The organism is Streptomyces sp. LUP47B, assembly GCF_001746295.1.
Taxonomy (GTDB): Bacteria; Actinomycetota; Actinomycetes; order Streptomycetales; family Streptomycetaceae; genus Streptomyces.
Window position 1 is genome coordinate 700,064 of sequence record NZ_MJAH01000001.1, and the last position, 21,654, is coordinate 721,717.

17 protein-coding genes and 4 pseudogenes are annotated in these 21,654 nt (G+C 69.3%); 10 read left to right on the plus strand and 11 right to left on the minus strand.

The genetic code is table 11. From position 1 onward, the window contains the following. Positions 1–7 precede the first annotated feature (7 nt). From BFN33_RS03105 to BFN33_RS03120, 4 genes are all read left to right on the plus strand, one after another. Positions 8–766: an IclR family transcriptional regulator gene (locus BFN33_RS03105; RefSeq protein WP_256122616.1), complete on the plus strand. Its 759-nt coding sequence runs from the start codon at positions 8–10 to the stop codon at positions 764–766. Positions 767–800: 34 nt separating this feature from the next. Further along, entirely contained in the window at positions 801–1,676 is an 876-nt protein-coding gene (locus BFN33_RS03110; protein WP_069758259.1) for an oxidoreductase, read from the plus strand. A gap of 676 nt (positions 1,677–2,352) precedes the next feature. Beyond that, positions 2,353–3,645: a Rieske 2Fe-2S domain-containing protein gene (locus BFN33_RS03115; protein WP_069758260.1), complete on the plus strand. Its 1,293-nt coding sequence runs from the start codon at positions 2,353–2,355 to the stop codon at positions 3,643–3,645. Positions 3,646–3,659: 14 nt separating this feature from the next. Beyond that, a complete protein-coding gene (locus tag BFN33_RS03120; RefSeq protein ID WP_069758261.1) occupies positions 3,660–4,610 on the plus strand; it encodes a PDR/VanB family oxidoreductase in 951 nt (316 codons plus the stop codon). A gap of 1,005 nt (positions 4,611–5,615) precedes the next feature. Here BFN33_RS03120 and BFN33_RS03125 read toward each other — a convergent pair. The 3 genes from BFN33_RS03125 to BFN33_RS03135 all read right to left on the minus strand — a co-directional run bounded on the left by BFN33_RS03125 (position 5,616) and on the right by BFN33_RS03135 (position 8,510). After that, the gene (locus BFN33_RS03125) at positions 5,616–6,362 is read right to left on the minus strand and encodes an SDR family NAD(P)-dependent oxidoreductase (RefSeq protein WP_256122617.1); all 747 of its coding nucleotides are present in this window, start codon (positions 6,360–6,362) and stop codon (positions 5,616–5,618) included. Between the two features lie 429 nt (positions 6,363–6,791). Further along, entirely contained in the window at positions 6,792–7,517 is a 726-nt protein-coding gene (locus BFN33_RS03130) for a TetR/AcrR family transcriptional regulator (RefSeq protein WP_256122618.1), read from the minus strand. A 408-nt stretch (positions 7,518–7,925) separates the two neighbouring features. Further along, positions 7,926–8,510: a TetR/AcrR family transcriptional regulator gene (locus BFN33_RS03135; RefSeq protein WP_069758263.1), complete on the minus strand. Its 585-nt coding sequence runs from the start codon at positions 8,508–8,510 to the stop codon at positions 7,926–7,928. A gap of 146 nt (positions 8,511–8,656) precedes the next feature. On the opposite strand from BFN33_RS03135, the gene BFN33_RS03140 reads away from it, so the two are divergent. After that, on the plus strand, positions 8,657–9,253 hold the full coding sequence (locus BFN33_RS03140; protein ID WP_069758264.1) for a DUF1269 domain-containing protein: 597 nt from the start codon (positions 8,657–8,659) through the stop codon (positions 9,251–9,253). Between the two features lie 90 nt (positions 9,254–9,343). Here the strand turns inward: BFN33_RS03140 and BFN33_RS03145 are convergent, their stop codons facing one another. The 6 genes and pseudogenes from BFN33_RS03145 to BFN33_RS03170 all read right to left on the minus strand — a co-directional run bounded on the left by BFN33_RS03145 (position 9,344) and on the right by BFN33_RS03170 (position 15,659). Then, a complete protein-coding gene (locus tag BFN33_RS03145; RefSeq protein WP_256122619.1) occupies positions 9,344–10,777 on the minus strand; it encodes an MDR family MFS transporter in 1,434 nt (477 codons plus the stop codon). Between the two features lie 531 nt (positions 10,778–11,308). Beyond that, complete coding sequence (locus tag BFN33_RS03150; protein ID WP_069758265.1) at positions 11,309–11,899, minus strand: TetR family transcriptional regulator; 591 nt, start codon at positions 11,897–11,899, stop codon at positions 11,309–11,311. Beyond that, positions 11,900–12,877, minus strand: a pseudogene (locus BFN33_RS03155) (aldo/keto reductase). 318 nt (positions 12,878–13,195) lie between these two features. Continuing rightward, positions 13,196–13,453: pseudogene (locus BFN33_RS03160) on the minus strand (alcohol dehydrogenase catalytic domain-containing protein); the annotation flags it as partial. An 18-nt stretch (positions 13,454–13,471) separates the two neighbouring features. Continuing rightward, positions 13,472–14,683 carry a cytochrome P450 gene (locus BFN33_RS03165; RefSeq protein ID WP_069758267.1) on the minus strand — a complete coding sequence of 404 codons (1,212 nt, stop codon included), beginning with the start codon at positions 14,681–14,683 and terminating at the stop codon, positions 13,472–13,474. 40 nt (positions 14,684–14,723) lie between these two features. Then, positions 14,724–15,659 (minus strand): PDR/VanB family oxidoreductase, encoded by a 936-nt coding sequence (locus BFN33_RS03170; RefSeq protein ID WP_256122620.1) that lies wholly within the window; start codon positions 15,657–15,659, stop codon positions 14,724–14,726. Positions 15,660–16,028: 369 nt separating this feature from the next. On the opposite strand from BFN33_RS03170, the pseudogene BFN33_RS49330 reads away from it, so the two are divergent. Continuing rightward, positions 16,029–16,216, plus strand: a pseudogene (locus BFN33_RS49330) (IS110 family transposase); the annotation flags it as partial. 111 nt (positions 16,217–16,327) lie between these two features. Here BFN33_RS49330 and BFN33_RS03180 read toward each other — a convergent pair. Continuing rightward, positions 16,328–17,443 (minus strand): glycosyltransferase, encoded by a 1,116-nt coding sequence (locus BFN33_RS03180; protein WP_069758270.1) that lies wholly within the window; start codon positions 17,441–17,443, stop codon positions 16,328–16,330. A 754-nt stretch (positions 17,444–18,197) separates the two neighbouring features. Between BFN33_RS03180 and BFN33_RS03185 the strand changes: the two genes are divergently transcribed. After that, the gene (locus BFN33_RS03185) at positions 18,198–18,806 is read left to right on the plus strand and encodes a hypothetical protein (protein WP_141757938.1); all 609 of its coding nucleotides are present in this window, start codon (positions 18,198–18,200) and stop codon (positions 18,804–18,806) included. After that, a pseudogene (locus BFN33_RS55385) lies at positions 18,781–19,065 on the plus strand (LuxR C-terminal-related transcriptional regulator); the annotation flags it as partial. The gene BFN33_RS03185 and the pseudogene BFN33_RS55385, both read left to right, overlap by 26 nt. Before the next feature lie 486 nt (positions 19,066–19,551). Here BFN33_RS55385 and BFN33_RS03190 read toward each other — a convergent pair. Continuing rightward, entirely contained in the window at positions 19,552–19,944 is a 393-nt protein-coding gene (locus BFN33_RS03190; RefSeq protein ID WP_256122621.1) for an ester cyclase, read from the minus strand. Positions 19,945–20,070: 126 nt separating this feature from the next. On the opposite strand from BFN33_RS03190, the gene BFN33_RS03195 reads away from it, so the two are divergent. After that, on the plus strand, positions 20,071–20,649 hold the full coding sequence (locus BFN33_RS03195; RefSeq protein WP_069758273.1) for a PadR family transcriptional regulator: 579 nt from the start codon (positions 20,071–20,073) through the stop codon (positions 20,647–20,649). Positions 20,650–20,669: 20 nt separating this feature from the next. Then, the gene (locus BFN33_RS03200) at positions 20,670–21,653 is read left to right on the plus strand and encodes an NADPH:quinone reductase (RefSeq protein WP_069758274.1); all 984 of its coding nucleotides are present in this window, start codon (positions 20,670–20,672) and stop codon (positions 21,651–21,653) included. The last annotated feature ends 1 nt before the right edge of the window (position 21,654 follow it).

Genomic DNA, 21,654 nt, shown 5'->3' on the forward strand with positions numbered 1-21,654 from the left:
CGAAATCATGCCCATCTCCAATGAGCCGGGCCGTAGCAGCACAAGCCGCGTCTTCGCGATTCTGCATGCCTGCCAACACGGCACCGCCCCGGTGACTCTCACGGACCTCGCACGCCGGTCACAGATCCCGGTGGCGACCGCCCACCGGCTGACCCGCGAACTGATAGCCGAAGGCGCCCTGGAGCGGAACGACGACGGCACCCTCCAAATCGGAACGGCACTGTGGGAACTCGGCTCCGCGGCACCACGACAGCGTGGCCTGCGCCGCGCGGCCCACCCGGTCATGCAGTCACTCGCAGGCCGTACCCACACCGTCGTTCACCTCGCCGTCGCCGGCCACCACCAGGCCGTGTGCGTCGACAAGGTCACCGGTCCCCGGGCGGTCGTCAACGTTGCGGAGGTGGCCGGCGGCCTCCCCCTGCACGCGACCGGCGTGGGAAAGGTGATTCTGGCCTACTCCGACGACGCCGGCGTCCGCACCGTCCTGCAGTCCGCATCGCTGCGCCGCTACACCGCACGGACGATCGCCGACCCCGGCAGACTGGCCGGCGAGCTGATCAAGGTGCGGGACGCACGGATCGGATATTCACAAGGTGAACTCACTGCGGGAACAGCGTCGGTCGCCGCGCCGGTCTTCGACTCCGAGGGCCGGTTCGTCGCAGCACTCGGTGTGCTGGCACCGGAAGCGGACCAGGTGGACCGGCTGGCGCCGGCGGTACGCCGAGCCGCGGACGCCATCTCACGGCGCCTTCCCACCAGTACGTGACGCTCTCCCACCACTAAAGCGAAAAGAGCAACCGATGTCCGCCAGTTGGCAGACCAGCCACATGCCCGACCTGACCGGCCTCACCGCAGTCGTCACCGGCGCGAACAGCGGTTTGGGCATCCCCACGGCCCAGGCTCTGGGCAAGGCCGGCGCCCACGTGGTGCTCGCCGTCCGCGACCTCGACAAGGGCAGGGAGGCCGCGGCCAAGGTCCCAGGCAGCCACGAGGTCCGTCGCCTCGACCTCGCCGACCTTGCTTCAGTGCGTCAGTTCGCCGCTTCCTGGGACGGCGACCTCGACCTGCTGATCAACAACGCGGGCGTGATGATGGCACCGGAGGGACGCACCAAGGACGGCTTCGAAACGCACTTCGGCACCAACCACCTCGGCCACTTCGCGCTCACCAATCTGCTGCTGCCGCACATCACCGATCGCGTCGTGACGGTCTCGGCCGCAGCGCACCGGTGGGTGAGCGGAATCGACTTCGACAACCCGTACCTCACCGGTGCCTACAACGCCCGGAAGGCCTACGGCCAGTCCAAGCTCGCAAACCTGCTCTTCACGCTGGAACTGCAGCGACGGCTCCGCGAGATCGGATCACCTGTGCGTGCGCTCGCCGCACATCCCGGGCTCGCGGCGACAAATCTGCTACGCACTCCGAAGCCGATGCTGCGCACCTTCATCCGGCTGGTCGCGCAGGATGCCGAGGCCGGTGCCCTGCCAACGCTCTTCGCCGCTACCGAGGACCTTCCCAGTGCGAGTTACATCGGCCCGGACGGCATCTCCGGAATGCGCGGCGGCCCGGCGCTGGTCAGCCGGACCGCGGCCGCGAGCGATCCGGCGGCGGCGAAGCGCCTCTGGGCACTGTCCGAGGAACTGACCGGCACGAGCTTCGTCATGAGTCCTCGCTGAAGTTGAACTCATAGACGCGGTGCGGCCGACCGGCCGGTGGCGCGGTGGGTACGGCTTCGACGGCGGGCGCGGAACAGTGCGGTGCGGACGCCTTGCGCTTGGCCGGGCCGGCGGTTCAGACCCGCTCAGCTCACGCATACCTTTGACGACGAATCCACGTAGGCCGGCCTCCATGTGAGATGCCGTCAGCGGCGTCGCAACGCTCTGCGGCCGGACGTTCTGGCAGGAGAGCCGAGCAGGCACTTGGCCCCTGAGGAGATCGCGCGTCCTGGACCGGGCGGCCACCACGCGAGCCGTCGGCCGCACGAATTTTCTGACAAACTTTTGTCAGAAGTATTAGCAGAGGCACTTCGTGGTGCTACGTTGCCGTTCGAGCAGAGATAGGGCGGTCGACGAAGGACTGCCCGACAGCGCCGCGTCGGTCGGCTGTCCGTCCCATGAAGGTCGTGCTCGGTGCCGGCGTCACCGCGTCGGCCGTGGCAGTGCCGGCAGGCTCACCGGGCCCATGACCGTGGCCAGTCCCCATCCGTACCCGGCTCGCCGATGTGCACGCCGACGGGCGGAACACCCGAAGAACCTCCCACTCACCGGAGGACAACTCGCCGTGCCGCTCGAAGCGTGACGGTGACGACCTTCCGTCGGCATTTCGCTGTCCCTCAACGTCGAGGAGATCGACATGACTGAAGCAACTCCCGCGGACACCGGTACCGGTTACGGCCGCGAGACACCGTCGTACGACGCACGGCTGGCCGAAGTCGGCCCCGGCACTCCGATGGGTGAGCTGCTGCGGCGCTACTGGCACCCGATCGCGACGTCGGCGACGCTCACCAGCGACGTTCCGCACCGTACGCGTGTCCTGGGCGAGAACCTGGTCGTCTTCCGTGACGGTCAGGGCCGGCCCGGCGTCGTCTTCGAGCGGTGCGCGCACCGCGGCAGCAGCCTGTTCTACGGCCGTGTCGAGCAGGACGGCATCCGCTGCTGTTACCACGGATGGAAGTTCGACGTCCGGGGGAACTGCCTGGAGCAGGCCCTCGAACCCGACCGTGGCCGCCGCCGCGACGCCGCGCGCCAGCCGTGGTACCCGGTCGAGGAGCGTTACGGCCTCGTGTTCGTCTACATGGGACCGCCCCAGCGCAAGCCCGCCCTCCCCCGTTACACGGCCCTGGAACCCCTGGAAGAGGGCGACCAGTACTACGCCGCGTGGCCGATTCCCGGGCTGCCCCCGACCGGCCTGGTGTCCGACTTCAGCTGGCTGAACATGTACGAGAACGCGCTCGACCCCTCGCACGTCAGCTGGCTGCACTCCACGCACAGCGGCTACCAGGCCCTGGGCACGGGCACCACCGGCCTCCCCGAGAACTTCTACGATCCCGACGCCTTCCAGGACAGCATCACGTACACCAGGACCGAGTTCGGGGCCAAGTACGACGAGCTCATCCGGGACAAGGCGGAGAACGGCGACCCGCGAGTGCGGACCTTCCGCGTGGAACTTCAGATGCCGAACGTCTTCGGGCTGCCGGACTACGTGGACCTGCCCACGGACAAGCGGCCCGACCACATCATGTGGGTCGTCCCGATGGACGACACCCACCACCGGGTGTTCTTCTCCATCCGGTCCAGCGATCCCGAGCGAGTGGTCCGGTTCGCCTTCGGCCTCACGCAGAACGGCAAGAACCCGTGGGAACTGACCGAAGAGGAACGCCAGCGGTTCCCCGGTGACGGTGAGGCTCAGGGCTCTCAGGGAGCGATCCCGATGCACTCCGAGGAGACCCTGGCGACCACCGACCGCGGCGTGGTGATGCTCCGCAGGATGCTCAAGACCATGATCGACGATGTGGAGGCCGGCCGGGACCCGCTGAACGTGAGCATGGCCGAGGAGCCTCCGCGCCACGTCGACTCCGGTGTGTACACGGTGTCCTCGGGGGCAGTGGAAGACACCGCGGCGGCTGTGCCCGCGACCGGAGCCTGAGGGGGAGCCCGGCCGTGACGTGGACGGAAGCGGTAGTGGTCTCCCACTTCCTCGCGACCCCGGATGTCGCGGTGATCGACCTCGCCCCGGGCGAGGGGGCCGAGTTCCCGGCCTACACCGCGGGCGCGCACATCGACGTGCTCACCGACTCGGGACTGGTCCGCCAGTACTCCCTGTGCGGACCGCCCGGGAGCGGACGGTACCGCCTGGCCGTGCTGAACGAGCCGCAGTCCCGAGGCGGTTCGTGGGCGATGCACGCGCTCAGGGTCGGCGACCGGCTGCGAATCTCGGCGCCGCGCAACCGCTTCCCCCTCGTCACGGCCCGACGGCATCTGCTGATCGCAGGAGGCATCGGCATCACCCCGCTGCTGGCGATGGCGCGCCACCTCGAGCAGACGGGCGGCGACTACACACTGCACTACTGTGCCCGCAGCCGCGCTCGCGCGGCCTTCGTGTCGGAGCTGACAGGCAACCCCCGCGTCGCCTTTCACTTCGATGACGAGCACCCGGAGCAGAAGCTGAACATGGAACGTGACCTCGGCGGTCCGTACATGGACACGGCGGCCTACATCTGTGGTCCTGCGGGGTTCATGGACTACGTCCTCGGCAGGGCCGAAGCGCTGGGCTGGCCACCGCACGTCCTGCACAAGGAGCGGTTCAGCAGCGCTCGGCCCGTCTCGGAACCCGGTGCAGCCGGCTCGGGCGGCTTCACCGTACGCCTGGCCTCGACAGGGGACGAGTACCTGGTCCCCGAGGGGCGCAGCGTGCTCGATGTGCTGCTGGAGAAGGGCGTGGACGCGCCGTACTCATGTCAGCAGGGCATCTGCGGGGATTGCGTCGTGCGGGTGCTGGCGGGCGAACCCGACCACCACGACGAGGTGCTCACCGCCGACGAGCACGCCGAAGGCATGTTCGCGACCTGCACGTCCCGAGCGCTCTCGCCCATCCTGGAGCTGGACCTGTGAACGAATCACCCACGACCCCGCCGACCTCACCGAAGCCGTGACCGCCACTGTCCCGATGCGATGCGGCGTCTGATGCACCGCGCATGCGTCGTCATGCGCGCCGAGCCCTGTCTGCGGGAGACGTGCGTCGCCTACTCCCCCGACGCCCAAACAGGTCGGATGACAGCTGGCCAACAGCAGTTGCGCTGTCAGTTGTCGAGGTGACTCTCGTCCTGCGTCTCGTCGCCGCCCCGGTCCCCCCAGCCCACCAGCACAATCGCAACGGACAGACCGACGGAATGCGGCCGGCGAGTCGCTGCTGGGACGAGCGGCACTGGCCGTGTCCTGTCTCCCCAGTGAGCAGCGGCTGGATCCAGGGGCTACGGCGGACGTGCCCGCCACGCGGGGGTCCGCGTCTAGCTGTTCGGTGCACCACGCGGGCCATCGCCGGCCCCGGCAGAGTGGAAGCCGAACTGGTCAAGGTGCGGGACGCACGGATCGGCTACTCACAAGGTGAACTCACAGCCGGATCGCCGTCGGCTGTCGCGCGGGCCTTCGACGCAATGGGCCGGTTCGTCGCGGCACTCGCCGTTCTCGCACCGGAACCGGACCAGGTGAACCGGCTGGCACCTGCGGTACGCCGTAGCCGAGGACGCCATCTCACGGAGTCTTCCCACACCAGCACCTGACGCCCTGCGTTCTCCCCCGCGCCACACTGCACGCCGCGGTACTGCCCTCTGCTCTCGCGTTCAACGCGCCCGCCGCAGCCGATCGGATCGCACAAGGTCTTGGCACCGCCAAGGCGCTGGACGGCCTGTCCGCCCTGTACGACCGCACCGGCAGCCGCCGTCCGCTGCGTGGTCTGGGGCTGTCGCGCGAGGACATCAATGCCGTGGCCGACAGCGTTCAGGCCGCTGTTTCCTCCGTCCAACCCGCGACCCGTGGACGTGGCCGGAGGGTGCGGAACCTCCTCCGGCCGCCTCCTTGTCTCACGGGTAACAGACGCGCGCTACGAAGGGCGCGCTGTCAGCGACGCGTGAGCCCTCCGTCGACGGCGATGATCTGGCCGGTGATGAACGCGGCTTCGTCGGAGGCCAGGAACGCCACCGTGTCGGCGACGTCCGTCGGGCGCTGTCGTCGCTTCAGATCCTGCATCTGTACGGTCATGTCGAAGAACGCCTCGTCCGCGCTCCGGAGTGCCGCGGCTGTCGGGACCAGGCTGGGAGCGACCGCGTTGACCGTGACGTCGTGTGCCGCCAGGTTTGCCGCCAGGACGTTGGTGAAACCGTTGAGAGCTCCCTTGGAGGAGACGTACGCGACAAACGGCGGCGGGCTCACCCAGTAACTTCCGGACGTTATGTTGATCACTCGACCGGCGCTGGACTGCTTGAGGTCCTCGAGAAATGCCTTCGCCATCAAGAAGGCTCCGCCGACGTTGACCGCGAAGGTCCGGGTCCACTGCTCGAACGTCACGTCGTCGATGCCGGCGAAGGGCACGATGCCCGCGTTGTTCACGAGGATGTCGACTGGGCCGAGCGCATCCCGGACCTCCACGGCGAAGGCGTTCACCTGAGCCTCGTCGGAGACGTCGACCTTCGCGCTGATGAACCGCCGGCCGTTCCCTTCGACAGATCCCTGCGTATCGTCCGCCGCGTCGACATCGGCAACCGCGATGTCGGCACCTTCGGACGACAGCTTCCGGGCGATCTCCTGACCGATTCCGGCACTACCGCCGGTCACCACGGCAATTCTTCCCGCCAGACGTCCCGCCATGACTCAACTCCCTTTCCGTGGGGCCGAAGGGATCCGTGAGCGTTGCCCCCACAGCCATCCGCGCGGCCCCTCAAGACCAGTGGCCCTGCGCGCATTCCCCGGCTCGATCGGCCGAAGAGGCCGAGCGTCGTGTCCTCGACGAACGACGCACCTCACCCCGCAACCAGGCACACGACGCAGCCCCCTGCCAGTCATGGTGCGTGGCTCCAGCCGGCGGCGACACGGCGGATTCCGTTCAATGGAATGCTTTCGCCCGCCCCGTTCAGCTGACGCCCACGCCGGCCCATGCGCCGTCAAAGAGCGCTTCAGAAAGAACGCGGGATGCCTGAGCCGGGGCGCAGGTGAGGACACCATCTGGCGGGAACGCGCCGACCGACCGAGCACCAGGTCGACGCCCTCAAGCGTTCGTAACGGGGGGTTGGGGTGCCGTCAGTTGCCGGAGTGAGTCTCGTCCTGCGTCTCGTCGCCGTCTTGCGGGAGGACCGTCCCGCTCCCCGGTCCGTCCTGGGGAACTTCAACGAGCGTCTGGACCAGGCGTGCCAGTTGTTCGGCGTAGCGGTCGATGAACTCCGGGGAGGCCGGATCCGCACCCGTGACGGTAGCGGCCAGCTGCGGCAGGATCTCCGGCGCCATCGCCGCGGTGAAGAACGCCAGCGTCAACGCGCCGACATCCAGATCGGCCCGGACCTCGCCCCTGGCCTGCCTTCTGCGGGTCTCATCGACGACATCGAGCAGCCGGGCCGCCCACGCCTCCGGAGGCGGAGGCCTGCCGTCGAGTTCCCCACGGACCAGCGTACGGATGATCGACACCTTCTCCTCGTGCTCCCAGCGCACGAAATCCCGGACGATCTCCGCGAACGGCTCCGCACCGCTCATCATGGTCGCGCCCTTGGTGATCCACCGCTCGGTGACAGCATCGTAAAGACCCTGCTTGCCACCGAAATGGTAAGTGATCAACGAATGGTTCACACCGGCCGCGGCAGCGATCCGCTCAACCCGCGCCCCCTTGAACCCATGCTCGCCGAACTCCTCGTTCGCCGCATCCATGATGCTCTGACGCGTCAACTCCGGATCATGCCGACGGCTGGGATCAGCCGAACGCCGATGACGCCGCCGCCCCGCCGACTCAGAAGCATGCCCATCCTTGTCGATCACCCTCCGAATATAACCGCCCACCCCGATCCACCCAGCCCACCAGCACAATTTGAACGGAGAGCGGGCGCCCCGCCTCGCGCTCTGACAGCGGTGGCCCGCTACGGCAAGGGCAGGGGTGCAACTTCCGTCGGGAATCCGCATCATGACGTTCAGTCGGCTGCCGGGCGATGGGACCGGGCGAGGGTCCCCAGGCACGGCGCGGTCAGGTCGATGCCCGGCACCGTTTCGTCGCGGGTCCGGGCGGCTGTAGCAGGCGGGCCCGCGCATTCGACGAACACCGTCCTGAGCGGTTCGGGCTCCCGCTCCTGCTACGGTTCCTCGCCCTCCTCCACCCAAGACCACCGCCGCTCCCGGTCGGCCTTGCCGAGGTACCTGTCCGGTGCTGCAGCCGATGTCCGGAGCCGCGCGTCACGCGTTCGGGAGCCAGGGTGCGAGCGCGGCGTCGACCGAGCTGATCACCATGTCCTTGTCGAGTCGTGCGCCCAGCATGAACCGCTGGAACAGCAGGGGGCCGACGATCCGGGAGACCACTTCTCTGGCGTATCCCTCGATGCCGGGACGGAATTCGCCGCGCTCGACGGCGGCGGCGAGCGCGCCCGCGAAGTGCTCGTCGGCGTGGCCGAACATCTCTTCGCGGATGCGCCGCACGTCCTCGTCCCGCTCAGCCCGTTCGACGATGGTGGCGATGACCGACACGGCGACGGGTTGATTGAGCCACTCGGCCATGTGTTCCAGCTGGCTCACCAACTGGTGGCGGATCGGGCCTTCGCCGAAGGCGAGCAGAGGGCGGACATCGTTGGCGAGTGCGTCGAAGAGGAGGGACTGCTGGTCGGGCCAGTGCCGGTAGACGGTGGCGCGGCCGACTCCGGCTCGTACGGCGACGGCGGCGTGCGTGACGCGTTCGGGCCCTCCTTCGACGAGGAGTTCGGTGGCGGCCGTCAGGGCGGCGGCGCGGCTGCGGCGGGCGCGGGGGTCGTCGTTGATGCGGGTCATCGGACACCTCTTCGGGAACTTTTGTGAGACAAGTTGACTCACAACCTCTCTTCGATACATACTGTCTCACAGATGAGGGAGACCTCGCCAATCCAGCCACCACCGGCCGTAGGCCGGTGAGGCCTGCCGCCCCAAGGAGAGAGCTCATGTCCGTGCACGAGAACGCCATCGCCCTCCGCTTCGCCGACCGCGCCACCGCCTACCAGGCGCTCAGCGCACTGAAGCACCTCAGCCCTGCCACGACCGAGATCCGTGCCGCCGTCCTGATCGAGCGCCTCGAGGACGGCGCGGTGCGCGTCCCCGAGGGCATGGACGGCGAGGAGGGGAAGAACGCCGCGGTCGGCGGGCTGGTCGGCTCGCTGGTCGGCATCCTCGGCGGCCCCCTCGGCGTACTGATGGGCTGGGGCGTCGGCGCGCTGATCGGAGGAGGCCACGACTACAAGCGGACCGAACGTGCCACCACTGCCGTCGGCATCTTCGCCCAGCAGGTCCCGGCGGGCGGCACAGCCATCCTGGCCGAGGTCAAGGAGTCCGACACCCACGCCCTGGACCAGCTGGCCATGCGCTACGACGCCGTCCTCGAACGCCGCCCGGCCGACTCCGTACGCGCCGAGCTGAAGGCCATGGAAGAGGCCGCCGACCGGAGCAGGAAGGAGGAGGCGAAGCAACGGCGCGACCGCGAGCGCGCCGAGAAGAAGACGAGGAAGGGCGGCGCGACACCGCCGCAGCAGGCCACCGCATAACCGGGACGGGCGGCACCGCGGACGCGAGGCGGCTCCCCCTGCCCCGCATGGTGAGGGCGGGCCCACCCCGGCCCGCCCTCACCATGCGACTCACCGCCCTGTCGGCGCCGATACCTCGGCATTGTCCGGCCCTGTCTCGCCAGGCTGGACGGCCGGCGTCACCTCGGGATCGTCGTCGTTGCCGTCGGCGAGCTTCTTCTCCGGTAGGAGGAAGGCGAGGAGGAGGCCAAGGAGGAACACGGGGACCAGATAGCGGAAGACCGGTGTCAGGGCGTGCTGGTAGGCCAGGATCACCGCGTCCTGGATCTTGTCAGGGAGGGAGTGGACCAGGGCCGGGGTGAGCGAGTGGGTGTCCCCGACCGGACCGGCGGCGTCAGCGGGGAGGCGTTCGGCGAGTTGGTCGGCGAGGCGGTGGGCGAACACAGAGCCGACGGCCGCGGTGCCGAGAGTGGAGCCGATCTCGCGGAAGAAGTTGTTGGCGGAGGTCGCGGTGCCGACGTCCGAGGCAGGGAAGTCGTTCTGTACGGCCAGGACCAGCGGCTGCATCGTGCCGCCGAGACCGGCGCCCAGCAGGAAGACGTAGACGCAGACCAGGACGAGTGGGGTCTCGGTGTCCAGGGTCGACATCAGCAGCGCGGCGGCGCACACCAGGACCGTGCCGACGATGGGGAAGATCTTGTAGCGGCCGGTGCTGCTCATCAGCCGTCCGGACGGCAGGGCGGTGGCCATCATGCCGACGACCATGGGAATGAGCAGGAGCCCGGACTCGGTGGCGCTCAGGCCGTACACCATCTGCAGGTACGTGGGCAGGTAGCCGATGATGGCGAACATGCCGATGCCGACGACCAGGAGCCCGATCAGGGTGGCCGTGTTGAAGATCCGGCTGCGGAACAGCCAGAGCGGGATGATCGGCTCCTTGGCGCGGCGCTGCGAGAGGAAGAACAGCACCCAGGTCAGCAGGCCGCCAACGGCCATGCCGATGATCAGCGGGTCGGACCAGGCGTACTGCGTGCCGCCCCAGGTGGTCACCAGGACCGTGCAGGTCACCGCGGCCGCCATGAGCACGAAGCCGACGTAGTCGAAGACGACCTTGACGGCCCTGCGCGGCACGCGCAGGGCGTACGCGCCGACTGCGAGGGCCAGGGCGCCGACCGGCAGGTTGATCCAGAAGCACCAGCGCCAGCCGATGCCGTCGGTGAACCAGCCTCCGAGCAGCGGTCCGACGACGGAGGAGAGGCCGAAGACGGCACCGATCGGGGCCATGTATCTCGCGCGCTGTCGCGGTGGTACCAGGTCGGCGATGACCGCCTGCGAGGTGATCATCAGTCCGCCGCCGCCCAGACCCTGTATGGCGCGGCCGATGATCAGCATGGTCATGTCCTGCGCCGCACCTGCAACGACGGAGCCGGCGAGGAAGACACCGATGCCGCCGAGGAACAGTGCCTTGTGGCCGAGCAGGTCACCGAGTCGACCGTAGACGGGCATGGCGATGGTGGCCGCGAGGTGTACGCGGTGGTCACCCACGCCATGTGGTTCACGCCGTGCAGCTCGCCGACGATGGTCGGAAGGGCGGTGCTGACGATCGTCTGGTCCAGGGACCCGAGCAGCATCGCGGCCATGAGGGCGGCGAATATGAGGCCGAAGCGGCGAGGGGTCCCGGAGGAGTTGTGTTCCTCCGCCTCCACGGCCGGGGTCGAGTCGCTCAAGGGGGCTCCTTAGGTGGATGGGTGAGAGCGAGGGAACACGCGACGGCCGGGCACGCACGTGGTCGTAACCGACCGTCGCGGGGCAGCAGAAAGTGCAGGAGCCCCGCGGAGCGTTCGACGTACTGAGCCGGGGAGTCGTCCTCGTCACCGGCGGACTCATGGCTCGCCCGGCGCTCCATGCCGGTGCGCACGGCGGTCAGGAAAACTGCGGCGATCAGAGGCCCCGACCGCCGCCGAGCCGCTGTTGGAGGCCCCAACGCCGGCTTGGAGGGCTAAGCCGGTGACGCGGAAGCCTCCGGCATGCGTGCGCGGCGCCGGCAGACAGGTGGTCGGGGACAGTAGTGGGAGGTCAGCGTGAGCGCAGTCCGTCGAGGAGGAGGGTGCACAGGGCCTGCAAGGCGGCGTCCGCCCCTGGGGCCTGCCACTGGGCGGCGTGGACGGGGTGGTGGTAGCCAATGGTGGCTTCGAAGACGGTCCGCGCCGTCGCGGCAGGGTCGGCCGAGGTGAAGTCCCCGCTGCTGACCCCGTCGGCGATGATGACGCGCAGTTGCTCGATCAGGTCGGCTATGTGGTCCGCGACCGCGCCGCTGTGCTCGGCTTCCAGGACCCGGTACGTGGCGAAGAGTTGTGGGTCCTCGGACGTCACCGCCCGTTTGGAGGCGAACAGCGCGGTGAGCCAGGAGCGCAGCCGCTCGGGCGCTGCGGAACCGGTGTCGGCCGCGACCGCCGCGAGGTTGCCGTGCGCGCGGCTGATCCAGCGCCGGGTGACGGCTTCGCGCAGTGCCGCCTTGGACGAGAAGTGCTTGTAGACGCTGGCGTGACTGACCCCCAGAGCGCGCGCCACGTCCAGCACCGTCGCCTTCTCCGGCCCGTAGCGGCGCAGGACGTCCTCGGTGGCGGCCAGAATGGTCTCGGCGTCCAGCGCCGTGCGCGAACGCATTCAGCGCTCCCCGTCTCTGATGCCCGGCATTCCGACGTCCCCGGCGACCGCGGAAATCGGCACCGCCTCCTCGATCGCTGCCAGCTCCTCGTCGGTGAGGACCAGCCCTGCCGCGGGCAGTGCCTCGGCGAGCTGCCGGCGCGTGCGCGACGCGACGACGGCGACGATGTCACCCGGCTCGCGGCGCTGTGCGAGCACCCAGGCAATGGCCAACTGTGCAGCGGTGGCCCCGCGGGCGTCGGCGATCTCATGCAGTGTCTGGACCAGTTGGAGATTGCTCTCCACGTTGCCGTCCTGAAAGCGCGGCATGATCGCCCGAAGGTCGTCGGTGAGGGGACCTGCCGCGTCCAGTCGCCGCTCAGCAGCCCGTTGGAGAGCACCCCGTGGGCCGTGACGGCGATGCCCGGCTCCCGGCAAGTGTCCAGGACGCCGCCCTCGATGTCGCGGCTGAACAGGGAGTACACGACCTGCAGATCCGCGATGAGGTGAACCGCGTGAGCCCGCCGGATCGTCTTCGAACCGACCTCCGACAGTCGGATCGCCCGCACGTGCCCGGCCTGCACCATCTCGGCGATGGCTCCGATCGTGTCCTCGATCGACACCGTCGGATCGAGGCGGCCCGGGCGATAGATGTCCACGTGGTCGGTGCCTAGTCGCTGCAGCGAGTAGTCCAGATAGTTCTTCGCGGCCTGCGGGCGCCCGTCCGTGCCGCCGAAGTTCCCATCGGGATCCGTCATCGCGCCGAACTTCACGCTGAGAACGGCCTTCTACCGGCCCCCGGCGGATCAACTGCTCGTTGTGGCCCTGTCCGTAGAAGTCACCGGTGTCCAGCAAGGTGACTCCCGCGTCGAGCGCGGCACGGATCGTCGCAATGCCCTCCTCCTCATCCGCCGCAGCGGTGCTGTTCGACATCCTCATACAACCCAGACCGAACGCCGAGACAAGCGGACCACCGGCCCCCAGCCGCCGTGTTTCCATGATCCCTGCCTCCCGGTGAGCGAAGACCTGCCTGCGTAGCTGAACTGTCACGACAACGGCCGGAGTACCGACCCCTCCCCCTCGGTGCGAGGCAGGAGCGTCCACAAATGAAGGCGGAGTGACCTCACCCTCGGCATGGGACTCGTGCGTCCATGGTGCGACCCTACAATATTGGGGTTACAGATTTCAAACGTTGTAACCCATCAAGTGCTGGCCGACGTCGGCTGCCCTCGATGGGCCTCAGTGGCCCCGGGCCATCCATTCCTCGAGGTGCGGGGCCTCGGCTCCGATGGTGGTCGACTCGCCGTGGCCGGTGCGGACCACCGTTTCCGGCGGCAGCACGAGCGGCACGCCTTCACCGATCGACTCGACGATCCCGGCCGCCTCGTGGCCGAGCAGGAAGGGGAACTCGTCGTTGATGCCGCCCTCGCGGTAGTGGAGGTCGGTGTGGCAGACCCCGCACGACTGGATCCGTGCGACCACCTCTCCCGGCCCCGGGGCGGGGATCACGATCGTCTCGATGCCGACCGGCTCGCCCTTCGCGCGTGCGACGACGCCTCGTACCTGCTGGGACATTGCTGGATTCCCTCCTGTTCAAACGGGCTGGACGCGCAGGGGCAGTGACGCCCAAGAGCGCAGGGTGTTGTTGGGGTGGCGGCGCGGGGTTCCGGCCAGCTGGAACCGCTCGACGCGTCGGGCCAGCGCGGTCAGCAGCGCTTCGGCCTCCAGGCGGGCCACATGCTGGCCGATGCACTGGTGGATGCCCATGCCGAAGCCGACGTGGCCGGAGGGGTCCCGGGTGGGGTCGAAGCGGTCGGGGTCACTCCAGCGGGCCGGGTCGCGGTTGGCCGCGCCGAGGAACATGAGGATCTTCGTGTCCGCGGGGATGACCGTGCCGGCGATGGCGACGTCGGAGGTGGCGGTACGGAAGAAGGTCTGCACCGGTGACTGCCAGCGGACCGCCTCGTCGAACGCGGCCCGCGCCAACTCCGGCCGCTGCCGCAGCCGTTGCCACTCCTCGGGGTGAGTAGCGAAGGCGTACAGGCAGGCCGCCAGGCCGTGCACGGTGGTGTCGACACCGGCCGAGAGCAGGGAGCGCACCATCAACGGTGCCTGTTCATCCGTCAGATCTCCACGGTCGACAGCAGCCCAGATGGCGGCCCCGAAGCTGTCCCCGCTCAACGCCTCGCGTCGGCACTGGGCGTTGACCCATGCCGACAGTTCGGCCAGCCGGGGGGCGTCCGCCTTGACGAGGTCGTTGCGAGGGCCGAAGGCGTTGAAGACCATGTTGCCGTACGGCAGAAGGTTCTCCCGGCCGTCCGGTCCGAGGCCCACCGCGTCCGGGAAGGCCCGCAGGGGGAACGCCTCCGCCAGCGCCGTGAAGCCGTCGAACTCGGGCCCCCGGGCGAGAACTTGCTCGACGACTTCCTCCGCTATGGCGTGCCAGTTCTCGCGCAGGCGGCGCAGGGCGGGCGGGGCGAGGATCTCGCGCAGCACCCGGCGCGGGGCGTCGTGGCGGGGCGGGTCGGCCTCCAGCAGCAGGCTCGGCGGGCGCCACGGCTCCTCGTGCCGGAAGTTGGCCAGCCCCACACCCGAGCCCGACTCGAAGTGCTGCCAGTCCACCAGTGCGGCATGCACCTGCTCGTAGCGGGCCAGCGCGTAGGCGTCGTGACGGGAGAGGTACACGACCGGACCAGCCTCGCGCAGCGCCTGATGCAGCGGTTCGGGGTCCAGCAGGACGTCGTCGGCGAACGGATCGACGTCACTTACGGGCGGCACGACGGAATGCTCCAGTGCCTCGGTCATCACGGCTCCTTGGAAAGGTCTCAGCGATCAGAGATCGGCGTCAGAGATCGAGGACGAGGCGGTCGCCGCAGGAGCGCGACACGCACAGGAACATGCAGTCGTTCGCGGCCCGTTCGTGGTCGGCCAGCACCGAGTCCCGATGGTCCGGCCGCCCCTCCAGCACGGGTGTCAGACACGTGCCGCAGGTGCCATGCTCGCAGGAGGACAACACGTCCACGCCGGCCCGGCGCACCGCCTCCAGCACGGACACGTCCGGGGTGACGGTGACCGTGCGTCCGGTGCGCCGCAGTTCCACCTCGAAGGGCGCCTTGCGGACCGGCGCCGTCTGCTTGGCGGCGGTGAAGCGCTCGGTGCGCAGGGCGTACGGCGGCCACGCCACGCATGCCGCCTCGACGGCGGCGAGCAGCGGGGCGGGGCCGCAGGAGTACACCTTGGTGTCCGGCCGTGGTGCGCCCAGCCAGGCCGCCAGGTCCAGCAACCCGAGTTCGTCCTGGGGCACGATGTGCACCCGCTCGCCGTAGGCCTCCATCAGCTCCTCGTCGAAGGCCATCGACGATCGCGTACGCCCCCCGTACAGCAACTGCCACTCCATACCGAGCAGTTCGGCTTGGCGCACCATGGGCAGCAGTGGCGTGATGCCTATGCCGCCCGCAATGAAGAGGTACTTCTCCGACGGTACGAGGGGGAAGTGATTGCGCGGGCCGCCGACACCGACATGGTCCCCCGGGCTCAACCGGTCGTGCACGTAAGCGGATCCTCCCCTGCCCGCGGGCTCCCGCAGCACGGCGATCCGGTAGGTATGCGCGTCCCATCGGTCGCCGCACAGCGAGTACTGCCGAGTCGTCCCCTCCGGCAGCACCAAGTCGATGTGCGAACCCGGCGTCCAGTCCGGCAGCCGGGCGCCGCCCGGGTGGGTGAGGGTGAGTGACACGACGCCCTCGGCGACGTCCTCCTTGGCGGAGACGGTCAGAGTCACCGCGTTCCTCGGCGCCGGCCGCCCTGGACCGGCGCCGGATCCGGTATCCGCAACCACGCTGGTTCCGACCACGTTGTCGCCTCCCGTCGTTGGGTTTCACGCAGGATGGGCGGCGACGACGGACGGGCGCGACGGCATTCTCAATCAATGAGAGACGAACATCCGGAGCATCCGGTGCCCCCAGCGCACGGGAGATACCGGGTGCCGCCGTCCGCACCACGGGCACGACGGACGAGGCCCCTGACTCGTGGGGGACGATCACCGCCAGTGCGGCCACCACCTCACGGCTCGCGTCACGCACCGCCGCCGCCACTCCCAGGGCGTCTTGCGGGCTCACGCCGCCGCCCAACTCAGCGTCCTCAACGCCTGATCACCGCCGAACTGACCGTGCTGGTGGGCTTCGACCAGGAGCTGGCGGCCGAGGCGACCCGCACCTCCAACCCGTGCGCGGCCTGTTCGCCCAGTTCCACCCCCGCCTGGACCGTGCCCTCAGGCCGCCCCTGGACCTCAGTGCCGTGCCATGGCTGCTGGAACGCTACGGATCCCCGGCAGCCCTCGCCCAAAAACCGCCTGCCAGGTGGAGGCGTTGCTCGTTCCAGTCGGGCAGGTACGCATGGGCGGCGGCGCTGGGGTGCCGGGAGCGAACCAGGGCGGAGGCGACGCGGTGCTCATCGCGCGGTCACCAGGTTCTCGATGTCGCCGACCAGGTCGGCCGGGGAGGGTAGCGCGACGATCTCGTCCCGCATGGCGAAGGCGGCCTTGCGCAGGGAGTCGTCGTTCAGGAGGGTGTCGAGCAGGTCACCGTCCACCACCTGGGGCTCGGCGCGCAGGGCGAAGCCCTGCGCAACGGCAGCCGCGGCGTTGGTGAAGTGGTCGGCACCACTCGGCATGAACAGCTGCGGGATGCCGACGGCCGCCGCCGCCATCATGGTGCCCGCTCCGCCATGGTGGACCACGGCGTCGCAGCCGGCCAGCAGCTGGGCAAGCGGCACCCAGTCCGACAACGGCCTTACGTTGGGCGGCAGTTCGCCCAGCGGCGCGAGGTCGGCGCCGCCGAGGGCGAGCAGGAAGTCGGCGTCCACCGTTGCCGCCTGCTCGATCAGCCGGACGACGTACCGCGCGCCTGCCGTCCGCGACAGCGCCGTGCCGAGCGTGACCACGACCCGCCGCCGCCCGCCGCGCGCGACCAGGTCCGCCGGCACGGAGCCGCCGCCGTTGAACGGCACGTATCTCACCCGCCAGCCAGTGCCGTCACCGCCGAGCGAGGCGGGGACCACGTCGAGCACAGTGCGCTCGGGCGGCCCGGTCACCCCGCGGGCCCGGTACTCGTCGGCCAACTCGGCGGCCATCCCTTCGACATAGGGCAGGCCTGCGGTCACACCGAAGTTGTGGACCACCGTGGGGATGCCCATCACGGCCGCGACAAGTGGCGCCGTACCTTGCATCGTGGCGTGCACGATCACGTCCGGCCGCCACATCTCGGCCAGCCGGGACAGATCGCCCAGAGCGGACCGGCTGTGCTCGGCAAAGCCGATCACGGCAAGGCGGCTGATCTCCTCCTGCGTGAACTCCTTCGGCCCGTTCTCGCTGAAGCGAGCGAAGATCTCGGCCGTAGTGATTCCGTCGCCCACCTCCACCAGGGGGAACCCGGTCGGCTTCAGCACGGTGACCGGGGCCTGCCCGGCGAACAGGACGTCATGACCGGCCGACCGCAGGGCCTGGGCGGTCGGGACCATGGGGAAGACGTGCGCGGCCGAGCCCGGGGCGCTGAACAGGATTCGCATGAGGTGTGCTCCTCGTGGACGTGAAGGGTGGTCATGTCATCTCAAGGGCCGGCGGGTCAAGGCGTGGAGGACGGGCGGGGAGGGCCGACCTCGCCGAGTGAGGCAGGGGGAAGCTGCCACGTCTCGGCTCGGCCCGTTTGCGCCCCGCTCTTGCCGCGACCGTTCCTTCCTCGCCTGTTCGGCGGCCTCTCCATGGCCTTCAGCTCGTTGCGGACGCCGTCCGCCACGACCGAGGTCCGTGCCGCCGCCCCCGAGCGCCGCTCCGGACATGAGCTCCCCCTCGGTCGACAGAGCCGCAGCAATGGTCCCGTGCATGACAGTGGAGGCGGCGCCCGCCTTAACGGGTATCCAACTCCACCTATGAGACAGTATGTATCAGAGTTAGTTGTGGGTCAATGCGTCTCACAGGTGGAGCGAAGGAAGAGGACTGCGACGCTCCCGCGTCGCGAGAACTTCATCAACGAGATAGGCGCCCACCGGGAAGGCCCCACCCACTGCCCGAAGGTCCGGTGATTGTCGACTTGGAGATGGCGGAGACGGTCCGTGGCCGGCCAGGCTCAGGCGCCGGGCAGCCGGAGGGCGCGCCGCCCGAGAACGGTGCCACGGCCCGGACGCTCGCTCCGTACACGGGCCGGGCCGGGCCGGGAAGAGACGGACACCGTTCCGCAAATCCTCGCGCCGGGGCCGGTGCGGCAGGGGCTGACCGCCGTACGGGCGGGCGGGCGTTGTCAGTGGCGTCTGATGCAATCGCTCCATGACCGCACCAGACGTTGCCCGCCGACTGCCCGACATCCCGACCCTGCGCGCCCGCTGCCGTGCCCTCGCGGCGGCGGAGGCGATGGTCAACCCCAGTGGTGAGTACGCATATCACGTGTACGCAGCGAACTGGGGCGAGTCCGAGGAGGCGCTGTTCCTGGACACCGGGTCGGGGGACGACTGCACGGTTGTCTTCGCCCCAGCCGGTATCTACATACGGGCTTTCAGCCACGAGTCGCCGATGAGCCCGTACGGCAACGACGAGATGCAGGCCTGGCCCGGCGTCCTCGACTCGGTGCCCGAGGTCTTCCGCGCGTACGTCGACGATCCCGCGTTCACCGACGACGGCCTGCCGCGCGTCACGGCCTGCATCTGGCGCGAGACTGGAGACACCCACTGGCACACCGGTGACATCGCGTTCCCCGACGACGAAGAGGACGACGTGGACGGAGCGGAGTGGCTCCTCGACCTTCTCATCGAGGGAACCCCGGAGGCGTTCCGGGAGTGGGCGGAGGACTACTACGAGCGGCCGGTCGACCTGGAGGCGGTGCGCCGCGTGTACGCGGAGGCGGGCGTCCCGGATGTCGCCGGCCAGGTGGAGAAGTAGTACTTCACCGCACCGGGTGGCGGGAAGTCGTGCGGGAGCAGGTCTGGGATACCGGGGACGCCGTGCTCGCTCCCCGGTTCACACGGCGGCTGCTGGACTGATTCGCCGGTATGCCCGCGCAGGCCGCTCCTCCCGGCCACCTCGCCCGGACAGACTGACTGCCCGTGAACTGGACGTCCTGCGCACACTGACCCGAGGACTGTCGAAAGCCGAGATCGGGCGTGAACTGGGGATTCGCGAGACGACGGTGAATACCCGAGTCGCGCACATCCTGGACAAATACCAACTGCGCGACCGGGTTCAGGCCGTGGTGCTCGCTTACGACTTGTCGGCCGAGGATGTGGTGCGACGTGTCACGCGGCCGACGTCCGGGGTGTCAGTCGGGCAGGTGTCCCTGTGTCACCCCGAGCCCCACCCGTTCCCGTTACTTCGCCGATGCCCTGCGTCAGGTAGCGGCGCTACGTGCAGAACTCCAGCCGACGGGCCACAGCCTCCTTGGTGGCCGACGACTGGAAGGTCATCGTCAGTACGCAGTGCAGGTGTCGGGTGGGGGGATGCGTCAGAGCGCTCGCCGCAACGGGCGCCGTTCGCGCGAAGGCGTCGGATCAAGAAGGAACCAACCGCCTGCGGTGAACGCACGCCGGCAGCTCCGGTGCGGGCCTTCGCCCTCTGCCACCGCGCCGTACGGCCCCCTCCCGGCAGCGGCAATCCTGCGCGACAGAAGGCGCACCCGGCGCCACGAGGTTCACGGCGCCGGTACGGCACCGATCTGCTGCATCACCCCGAGGAGGTCGGGCTGGCCCCGCTCGCCGACGATACGGCCGTCGGCCAGGTAGTAGAAGTTCATGGCCTGCACCGAGATCTTGTTGCCACTCGCCGGGATCCCGAAGAAGTCACCGTCGTGGGTTCCCCGCATGGTGAACCGCGCGGCCACGGTGTCGCCTTCGGTGACCGTCTCCTCCAGCGTCCACTCCACATCCGGGAAACCGCCGCGCATCATCCCGAGGACTTCCATGTACCCCTCGGGCCCCCGCAGTGGTTCCGGGTGGCTCGGTGCGTGGAACACCGCGTCCGGAGAAATCACCTCGCGGGCGAGATCCTCGTTGCCCGTGTTGATGAACTCGACGAAGCGATTCATCACTGACTCGGTGGACTGCGATGGCATCTTGCTGTGCCTCTCCAGAGACGTTTGGGCGGATGCCTACGAGCGTAACATCGAATCGATGTGTACATCGATTCGATGTTTGCGTGCGAAGATGGACTCATGCTGGAACTCGCGATACTCGGCTTCCTGGCCGAGGGCCCCCTGCCCGGACACGAAGTGCGCCGCCGCGTCTCACAGCTGACCGGCTACACGCGACCGGTCAGCGACGGCAGTCTGTATCCGGCGATCAATCGTCTGACCAGGGCGGGCTTGATCGAGCGGCGCGCCGACCCGGCCGCGGGGGCGGCCCGGTACGTGCTCAGCGTGACCGCGGCCGGACGGGCCGACATGCTTCAGCGTCTGCGCAAGCCCGCCGACCACGAGATCACCGACTTCACCCGGTTCTACATCGTCCTGGCCTTCCTCTCCCACCTGCCCGACGTGGCCGAACAGCACGCGGTGTTGCGCAGACGGCTGGAATTCCTGGAAGAACCGGCGAGCTTCTTCTACGACAAGGAGCGGCCCCTGCGTGCCGAGGAGATGGCCGACCCCTACCGGCGGGGCATGCTGCTCACCGCCCGCGCCACCAGCCGCGCCGAACGGACCTGGCTGCGCGAGACCCTCGGTGAGAAACCGCCCGCATTCGACACCACGGTCACCGACAGCGATCCGCATGCGCCCGCCGCTCCCGCGAGCTGACTGCCCACGGAGGTATCCCCATGCTTGCTTCCTGGTACGACGACCAGGGCCCCGCCGCCGACGTTTTGCACGTCGGTGAACTCCCTGATCCCGTCCCCGGCCCCGGCGAGGTGCGCGTCCGCGTCACCGTCTCGGGCGTCAACCCCGGCGACACCAAGAAGCGGCGCGGCTGGCTCGGCTCGTCCATGCCCTTCCCGCGGGTGATCCCGCACAGCGACGCCGCCGGAGTCATCGACGCCGTGGGCACCCAAGTCGACGCCCGCCGCGTCGGACAACGGGTCTGGGTGTACGGCGCCCAGTCCTACCGACCCTTCGGCACCGCCGCCCAGTACACCGTCGTACCCGACCACCAGGCCGCACCCCTGCCCGACCACCTCAGTGACGAGTTGGGCGCGAGCCTCGGCATCCCCGGCATCACTGCCCACCGCACCGTCTTCGCCGACGGCCCGGTCGACGGCCAACTGGTCCTGGTCCACGGAGTTCTCGGCGGCGTCGGCTCCCTGGCCGCCCAGCTCGCCCACTGGGCCGGCGCCACCGTGATCGCCACCGTCCGCCGAACCGCGGACCTCGACCGCGTCGACCCGGCCGTCGTCTCCCACGCCGTCGCCCTGGACGGCGGCGACCCCGCCGCGGCCATCCGCGCCTACGCGCCGCGGGGCGTCGACCGGATCATCGAGGTCGCGCTGTCCGACAACGCGGATCTGGACAATGCCGTCGCCGCCAGCAACGCCGTCATCGCCGCCTACGCCACCCGCGCGGACCGCACCGAGATCCCCTTCTGGCCCCTGCTGTTCAACAACGTCACCCTGCGGCTGCTCGGGAGCGACGACTTCCCCGCCGAGGCCAAGCGGCAGGCCGCCCGCGACCTCACCTCCGCCGCCGCCGTCGGCGCCCTCACCGTCGCCGTGGGCGAGCGCTACCCGCTGGACGACATCGCCAAGGCCCACGACCACGTCGACGCCGGCGGTGGCCACGGCCGCATCCTGCTCACCATCCCCCAATAGC